5 protein-coding genes are annotated in these 7,952 nt (G+C 76.7%); 3 read left to right on the plus strand and 2 right to left on the minus strand.

Features of this window, described 5'->3' with window-relative positions:
• The 3 genes from PYV61_RS16835 to PYV61_RS16845 form a co-directional block, all read left to right on the plus strand.
• Positions 1-1,229 (plus strand): ABC transporter permease (locus tag PYV61_RS16835; protein WP_275833704.1); only part of this gene is annotated, 1,229 nt, incomplete at its 5' end.
• A gap of 68 nt (positions 1,230-1,297) precedes the next feature.
• Positions 1,298-1,897: a hypothetical protein gene (locus PYV61_RS16840; RefSeq protein WP_275833706.1), complete on the plus strand. Its 600-nt coding sequence runs from the start codon at positions 1,298-1,300 to the stop codon at positions 1,895-1,897.
• A 436-nt stretch (positions 1,898-2,333) separates the two neighbouring features.
• Entirely contained in the window at positions 2,334-2,621 is a 288-nt protein-coding gene (locus PYV61_RS16845) for a hypothetical protein (RefSeq protein WP_275833708.1), read from the plus strand.
• Positions 2,622-2,764: 143 nt separating this feature from the next.
• Here the strand turns inward: PYV61_RS16845 and topA are convergent, their stop codons facing one another.
• On the minus strand, positions 2,765-5,095 hold the full coding sequence (gene topA, locus PYV61_RS16850) for a type I DNA topoisomerase (protein ID WP_275833710.1): 2,331 nt from the start codon (positions 5,093-5,095) through the stop codon (positions 2,765-2,767).
• A 7-nt stretch (positions 5,096-5,102) separates the two neighbouring features.
• Positions 5,103-7,952: PAS domain-containing protein (locus PYV61_RS16855; RefSeq protein WP_275833712.1), on the minus strand; the 2,850-nt coding region annotated here is incomplete at its 5' end.

Below are 7,952 nucleotides of genomic sequence, written 5' to 3' on the forward strand. Positions count from 1 at the left end.
GCGACGTGCAGCGCACGCTGCGCGAGGAGGGGCGCGGCGCCAGCGAGGGGCGGCGCTCCGGGCGCCTGCGCGGGCTGCTGGTGGCGGGGCAGATCGCGCTCTGCGTGTCGCTGCTCGCCGGCGCGGGGCTCCTCACGCGCAGCCTCCTCGCGCTGGCCGCCGCGCCGCTCGGCTTCTCCCCGGCGGGCGTGCTGACGGCGACGGTGCAGCTCCCGCCGGGCGGCGGCTACGACGACCCGGCCGCGCGCGTGCGCTTCATCGAGCAGCTGGAGCAGCGGCTGCGCGCCATCCCCGGCGTCGCCGCGGCGGCGTCCACCGGCGAGCTGCCGACGCGCGTCATGAACCGCAACGGCTTCGCGGTCGAGGGGGCGACGCGCCGGGCGGGGGAGGCGCAGCCCTCGGCGCTCTTCATGACGGTCACCGACGACTACTTCCGCACGCTCGGCGTGGCGCTGCGCGCCGGGCGCGTCTTCGGCCCGCAGGACGCCCCCGACGGGCCGCCGGTCGTGGTGGTGAGCGAGCGGCTCGCGCGCCGGCACTGGCCGGGCGCCGACGCGGTGGGGAAGCGCCTGCGCTTCGGCGGCGACGAGGCGCCGTGGCTCGAGGTCGTGGGCGTCGTCGGCGACGTCGCCAGCGACGCCGGCCGCGCCGACCCGTACCCGGCCATCTACCTCCCGATGCGGCAGTCGCCGTGGATCGGCCCGGTCGTGCTGGTGCGCACCGCCGGCGACCCGGCCGCCCTGGTCGCGCCGCTGCGCCGGGCGGTGGCCGCGGTCGACCCGCGCGTCCCGCTGCGCGACGCGACGCCGATGGCCGCGATCATCGACGCCGACCTGTCCGGGCGCCGGCTGCCCGTGCTGCTGATGTCGGCGTTCGGCGCGCTGGCGCTGGTGCTGGCGTCGGTGGGCGTCTACGCGATGTTCGCGGCGATGGCGGCGGCGCGCGAGCGCGAGTTCGGCGTCCGCGTGGCGCTCGGCGCCCGGCCGTCGGGGATCGCGGCGCTCGTGCTCCGCCAGGGCGGCGCGTGGATGGCGCTCGGCCTCGCCGGCGGCGCGCTCGGCGTGGTGCTCGTGTCGCGCCTCGTGCGCGGGCTCCTCTACGGCGTCGGCGCGTTCGACCCGCTGGCCGTGGGAGCGGCGGTCCTGCTGCTCGCGGTGTGCGCGGCGCTCGCGCTGGCGGGGCCGGTGCTGCGCGCCACGCGGGTCGATCCAATCGGCACGCTGCGCTGAACGGCAGACACGGATGGACACGGAAACCGGGGGAGAGACTCCAGGCTCGAGCCTTTCCCCCGGTTTCCGTGTCCATCCGTGTCCACGCAGGTCGGACGGCCTTGCGCCTGCGGCGATCCTGTCGGACGCTTCACGCTCGCGGCGTATTGACGGATGCACCGGACGTCCGCACTCTAGCCAATGTCGCGGCAGCGTGGTCGGTCCCGCGACCGTACGGCGCGCCATCGCCGTGCCTTCTCGCGGGAGATGCTCGGATGTCTCCGCGTTTCGTCTCCAGACTGGCCGGTGCGCTCGCCCTGGCCGCCGCCGCCGGATGTGATGGGAGCGCGCCGCTGGCTCCCGGCGACGCCCCGGCGTCGGATCGGCTTGCCGACGTCGCGCATCTGGTCGACGTGTCCTCCGCTCGGGCGTCGCCCGACGCCGCGCTCGATGATGCGCAGGCCCGTCTGGTCCCCGCGCTCGGCGCGCGCGGCGCGGCGCTGCGCGGCGCGCTCGCGCGCCTGCAGGCCGCCCCCGACGCGCGGCTGCGCGTGGTCGCGACGCGCGAGGTGGTACTCGCCCTCGATGAGCTGCACCGGTCCGCGCCTGCGGCGCTGCTGGCCGACGTCGCCGCGCTCCGCCTCGACCTCGAGGCGACGTTGACCGGTCGCGAAGTCCCCACGCCCTGATCGGAGGACGTCTGCGATGCGCCAACGAACCGCCCTGCCCGCACGCCTCGCGCTGTCCACCGCCGCCGCGCTGCTGTCGCTGGGTGCCCTCGGCCGACCCGCGTCGGCGCAGTCGGTGCCCGATCCCGGCACCCTCTTCGCCTGCTACGTCCCCGGGAGCGGGACGATGTACCGCATCAAGACGACGGACACGCGCGAGGCGTGCGCGTCGAAGGACCACATTCCGTTCAGCTTCTCCATCACGGGCCCCGCTGGTCCCGCTGGCCCCGCTGGCCCCGCTGGCCCCGCTGGCCCCACGGGCGCCACTGGCCCCGCCGGACCAGAAGGCCCCGTGGGGCCTGCGGGACCCACCGGTCCGGTGGGCCCTGCGGGTCCGGTCGGGCCCACGGGTCCCACGGGTCCCACGGGTCCGGTCGGACCGGCCGGGGCGAACGGCGTGTCGGGGCTGGAAGTGATCCTCGCCACCGGGACCCTGACGACCACCGCGCGAAACGGCACCGTCGTCGCCACGTGCCCCACGGGCAAGCGCGTGCTGGGCGGCGGCGGCGACTTCACGATCCGAGTGAGCGATGCCACCGGCGCTCCGCAGAACACGATCTTCGCGTCGTTCCCCTCGACGAACGTCTCGGGCGGCTTCAACCAGTGGACGGTCCGGGCCTTCAACAACACGCTGAGCGACCGCGAGCTGCGCGTCTGGGCGATCTGCGCCAGCGTCGCGCCGTGAGCCGCCGGCACGCGCGCACACACGGCCCGGGACGGGCCACCCGCGTCGCGCCGATCAGGGCGCTGCGGTGAACGGCAGACACGGATGAACACGGAAACCGGGGGAGAGACTGAAGGCTGCAGTCCCTCCCCCGGTTTCCGTGTTCATCCGTGTCTGATCAGGTCACACCGCGCGCACTGCCACCGGTCCCCGCGCTGGACCACCATCCCGCCGCACGCCTCGCACGGCGTCGCCCGCCGCCGCGCGCCGACGGGAAGCGCGAAGCTGCACGCGCGGTCCGCGCACGCCCAGTACGGCGCGCCGTCGGCCGGCGTGACCACGTCCAGCGTGCTCACCGCGCACCGGGGACATAAGCGCGTCGTCGCGTCGCGCGTCGCGGGGCGCGCCGCCACCACGCGCGCCGGCGTCGGGCCCTTCCTCGGCTTGCGCTCCGGCTTCGGCTCCTGCGCCGCCGCGCTCCAGTCGGCGTAGGTGCACGGGCGCTCCGCCGCGCCGTAGCGCACGCACCCCCAGAACGGGTCGCGCTTCCCGATCTTCTTGCGGATCAGCGCCGAGCCGCACGTCGGGCACCCGCCGGGCTTCACCGGCGCGCGCACGTCGCGCGTCATGCGGCACGACGGGCAGGCGAGGAAGCTCCCCTTGCCCCCCTTCCGCGCGACCTTCCGGTAGTTCGCCTCGCCGCAGCGGTCGCACGGCGTCGTCGTGTCCTCGGCCGCGCCCCCGCCGCCGCGCGGGCCGCGCGACCGCAGCCCGTGCGCCGCGCGGTACTCGGCGCCCAGCGTCTGCGCGCGCCCCATCGCGGCGCGGAAGCCGTGGTACCAGGCGCGCAGGTACTCGGGGCGCGTCGCGTCGCCGCGCTCGATCGCGTCGAGGCGCGCCTCCATCTCGGCCGTGTACCCCTCGGTGACGAGGTCGGCGAAGGTGTGCGTCAGCAGCCCGTCCACCTGCATCCCGAACTCGGTCGGCTGGAGGAGCTTCTTCCCCTTGCCGCCGGTCGTCTCGCGCACATAGTCGCGCTTGAGCAGCGTGTCGATGATCCCCGCGAACGTCGCGGGGCGCCCGATCCCCGAGGTCTCCAGCTTCTTGATCAGCGCGCCCTGGTCGTAGCGGGGCGGGGGCGTCGTCTCCTTCTGGTGCACGACGAGGTCCGTGGGCGTCACGACCTGCCCCGCGCGCAGCGGCGGCAGCTCGACGTCCTCCTGCCGGACGTACGGCCCCCAGAACACCAGGAACCCCGGCTCGCGCAGCACCGCCCCCTCGGCGACCCACGCCACCGGGCCGCTGTCCACCCACACCGTCGTGCGGTCGACCACGGCGGGCTTCGCCTGCGACGCCAGGAAGCGCGCGCGGATCATCGCGTACAGCTTCGCGGCCTGCGGCGGCGGCGCCTCCGCCCCCTGCAGCGCGGTCGGGCGGACCGCCTCGTGCGCGTCCTGCGCCCCCGCCTTGCCGCGCGCGCGCGGCGCGCGCTCGGGGAGCGTCTCCGGGTGGTGCGCCTGCAGGTACGCGCGCGCCATGTCCGCCGCCTCGTCCGAGACGCGCGTCGAGTCGGTGCGGTGGTAGGTGATCAGCCCCGCCTCGAACAGCGCCTGCGCGGCGTCCATCGCCTGCTTGGCCGACAGGCGCAGCTTCCGGCTGGCGTCCTGCTGCAGCGTCGAGGTTGTGTACGGCGGCGGCGGGCGGCGCTCGGTGCGGCGCCCCTCGACGGTGCGCACCACGTGGGCGTGCCGCCGCGCCTCGGCGAGCACCGCCTCCGCCTCCTCGCGCGACGCGAACTGGCGCGGCACCAGCCGCCCCGTGCGCTCGGCGTTCTCCTCGCCCTCGGCCGCCGGCTCCTTGCTCTCCTTGGCATCGGCCGGCACGAACGCCTGGAACCCCTCGGCGTACGTCGCCTCCAGCGTCCAGTACGTGCGCGCCGCGAACGCCAGGATCTCGCGCTCGCGCTCGCACAGGATGTGGAGCGCCGGCGTCTGGCAGCGCCCCGCCGACTGCGCGCCGGCGGGCCAGCAGATCTCCTTCGAGCAGTCGAAGCCGACGATGCGGTCGAGCACGCGGCGCGAGCGCTGCGCGTCCACGCGGCGCAGGTCCACCGGACGCGGCGCCGCGACCGCGGCGCGCACCGCGGCCGCCGTGATCTCGCGGAACTCGATGCGCGACGCGGCGCGCGCCGGGAGCTTGAGCTGCCGCGCCAGGTGCCAGGCGATCGCCTCCCCCTCGCGGTCGGGGTCCGACGCCAGCAGCACGCGGTCGTAGCCGCCCCCCTGCACGGCGGCCCTCAGCTGCTTCACCACGTCGGCGCCCCGCCCGCGCAGGACGTACTTCTCCTCCAGCGTCTCGAGGTCGACGCCGTAGTCCTTGGGCGGCAGGTCGGCCACGTGCCCGAACGACGCCTTCACGACGTAGCCGGGGCCGAGGAACGCGGTGAGCTTCTTCGCCTTGTTGGGCGACTCGACGATGACGAGGGTGCGCGACACCCGTGTGCTACCCCGCCGCGGCCCCGGAGGTCGCCGTCGGCGCCCCGTCGAGCGCCGCCCGCACGCGCGGCAGCAGCGTGTCGGCGGTGAACGGCTTGGCCAGGTAGTGCGCGTCCTCCAGCAGCGCCCGCTCCGCCTCGTCGCGCCCCAGCGAGTAGCCCGACATGACCAGGACGGGCAGCCCCGGGCGCTCGGCGCGCAGCCGCGCCACCAGCGTCGGCCCGTCCATCGCCGGCATGCGCAGGTCGGTGATGAGCAGCGCCACCGCCTCGCGGTGCTCCGCCCACGCCAGCAGCGCGTCGCCGCCGTGGCGCGTGGCGAGCACGCGGTAGCCGTAGCGCTGCAGCAGCCGCGTCGCCGTCTCGCGCACCACCGCCTCGTCCTCGACCAGCAGCACCGTCTCGGTCCCGCCGGGGAGCGACGGGCGCGTCCCCGCCGTCACCACCTCGGCGCCCCCCTTGGCCGGCGGGAGGAGGACGGTGAAGGTCGCGCCGGCGTCGGGCGCGCTCTCGGCGTGCACCGTGCCGCCCCCCTGCGCGACGATCGCCAGCACCGTCGCCAGCCCGAGCCCGGTGCCGCGCCCCTGCGGCTTGGTCGTGAAGAACGGCTCGAAGATCCGCGCCCGCGTGTCGGCGTCCATCCCGGCGCCGGTGTCGCGCACCACCAGCGCCGCGTACGTCCCGGCGGGGAGCGGCGCGCCGGCGGGGCGCGCCAGCCGCGCGTCGCCGGCGCGCAGCGCCAGCCGCTCGACCCCCAGCGTCACCACGTCGGCGCGCTCGGCGCGGGCGTCGCCGTCGACGCGCTCGCGCGCCGCCAGCACCGCGTCGCGCGCGTTGACGACGAGGTTCATCAGCACCTGCTCCAGCTGCCCCGGGTCGGCCTGCGCCACCACCGGGTCGCCCTCCACCGCGAGGTCGAGCCCGACGTCGTCGGGGAGGAGGCGGCGCAGCAGCTTGGCGCTGTCGCGCACCACGTCGCGCAGGTCGAGGCGGCGCGGCTGGCTCACCTGCGTGCGGCTGAACGCCAGCAGCTGCCGCGTCAGCTGCGCGCCGCGCTGCGCCGCGCTGCGCACGTCGTCGAGGTCGCGCGCCAGCTGCGTCCCGTCGGGCGCCTCGAGGCGCGCCAGCTCGGCGCCGCCGATGATCGCGCTCAGCAGGTTGTTGAAGTCGTGCGCCACGCTCCCGGCCAGCAGCCCGAGGGCGTCCATCTTCTGCGAGTGGCGCAGCTGCTCCTCCAGCCGCCGCCGCTCGGTGATGTCGCGCGCGATCCCGACCGTCCCCGCCACCGCGCCGTCGGCGTCGTAGTACGGCGCCTTGACCGTCTCGTACCACCGCGGCGCGCCGTCGGGGCCCGTCTCGCGGTGCTCGATCATCAGCGGCCGCCCCGACTCCAGCACCGCGCGGTCGTGCGCCAGCCGCCCCGCCACCACCTCGGGGGCGAAGATGTCGGCCGCCGTGCGCCCCAGCACCTCGGCGGCGCCGAGGCCGCGCGCGCGCCACGCCGCCTCGTTGAGCGCGACGTAGCGCCCGTGCACGTCCTTCAGCCACGCGGCGTCGGGGATGTTCTGCAGCAGCGCCACCTGCTGCTCCTGCGACAGCCGCAGCGCCGCCTGCGCCGCGCGGTGCTCGGTGACGTCCTGCACCGAGCCCACCAGGCGCACCACGCGCCCCGTCGCGTCGGTCACCATGCGCGCCCGCACGTACACCGTCACCGCCGCCTCGTCGGGGCGCGCGATGCGGTGCTCCAGCTCCACCGTGCGGCCGGTGGACATCCCCTCGCGCAGCGTCGCCAGCACGCGGTCGAGGTCCTCGGGGTGCACGAGCGCCGCGAACCGGTCGAGCGTCGGCGGCACGTCGCGCGGCAGCCCGGCGATGCGGTACAGCTCGTCCGACCAGGTGACCGCGTCGGTGCGCAGGTCCCACTCCCAGCTGCCGACGTGCGCCAGCCGCTGCGACTCCTCGAGCCGCGCGCGCTCCGCCTCCAGCGCCCGCCGCGCCTCCTCGCGGTCGGTGACGTCGACGATCAGCCCCTCGAGCACGCGCGGGCCGCCCCCGCCGGCGCCCGGCACCTCGCGCCCGTGCTCCCACACCCACCGCTCGCCGCCGTCGGCGCGCCGCATCCGGTACGTCACCTGGAACGGCTCGCCCGCGTCGAGGCGGGCGCCGATCGCGGCGCGCACCCGCGCGCGGTCGTCGGGGTGGATCAGCGCCTCGAACGTCACCCCGCCCCCGGGCCCGAACGCCGCCGCCGGGTGCCCGGTGAGCGCGAGCGTCCCCTCGCTCACGAACTCCGCGCTCCACGCCGCGTCCTCGCGCACGCGGTAGGCGATGCCGGGGATGTTGGCGAGCAGCGTCGCCAGCCGCCGCTCGCTCTCGCGCAGCGCGTCGTGCAGCGCCACCTGCTCGGTGACGTCGCGCCCGATGGCCACCGCCGTCGCCACGGTGCCGCACGACGCGCGCTCGGGGAGCATGCGGTACTCGACGTGCCGCGCCGCCCCGTCGGGGCCGCGCCGCGCGATCGCGAACGTCGCCGCCTCGCCGGTCGCGAACACGTGCGCCCGCGCCTCGGCGAAGCGCGCCGAGATCGCGGGGTCGACCTCGGCCTCGGCGGCGGGGCGGCCGAGGAAGTGCGCGGGCGGGCGCCCGGTCGCCGCCTCGATCGCCGCGTTGACGTAGCGCACCACGCCGTCGCGGTCGTAGCGCAGCACCACGTCGGGGAGCCGGTCGAGCGTCGCCGCCGCCTCGCGGTCGAGCGGGTCCTCGTCGGCGGCGCCGACGGTCACCAGCAGCGCGTCCCCCGCCGGCACGGCGCGCACCTCGAGCGCCCCGCCGCCGGCGCCGCGCGCCACCGTGCGCGA

This window comes from Roseisolibacter sp. H3M3-2, assembly GCF_029211165.1.
In the GTDB taxonomy this organism is placed as follows: domain Bacteria; phylum Gemmatimonadota; class Gemmatimonadetes; order Gemmatimonadales; family Gemmatimonadaceae; genus Roseisolibacter.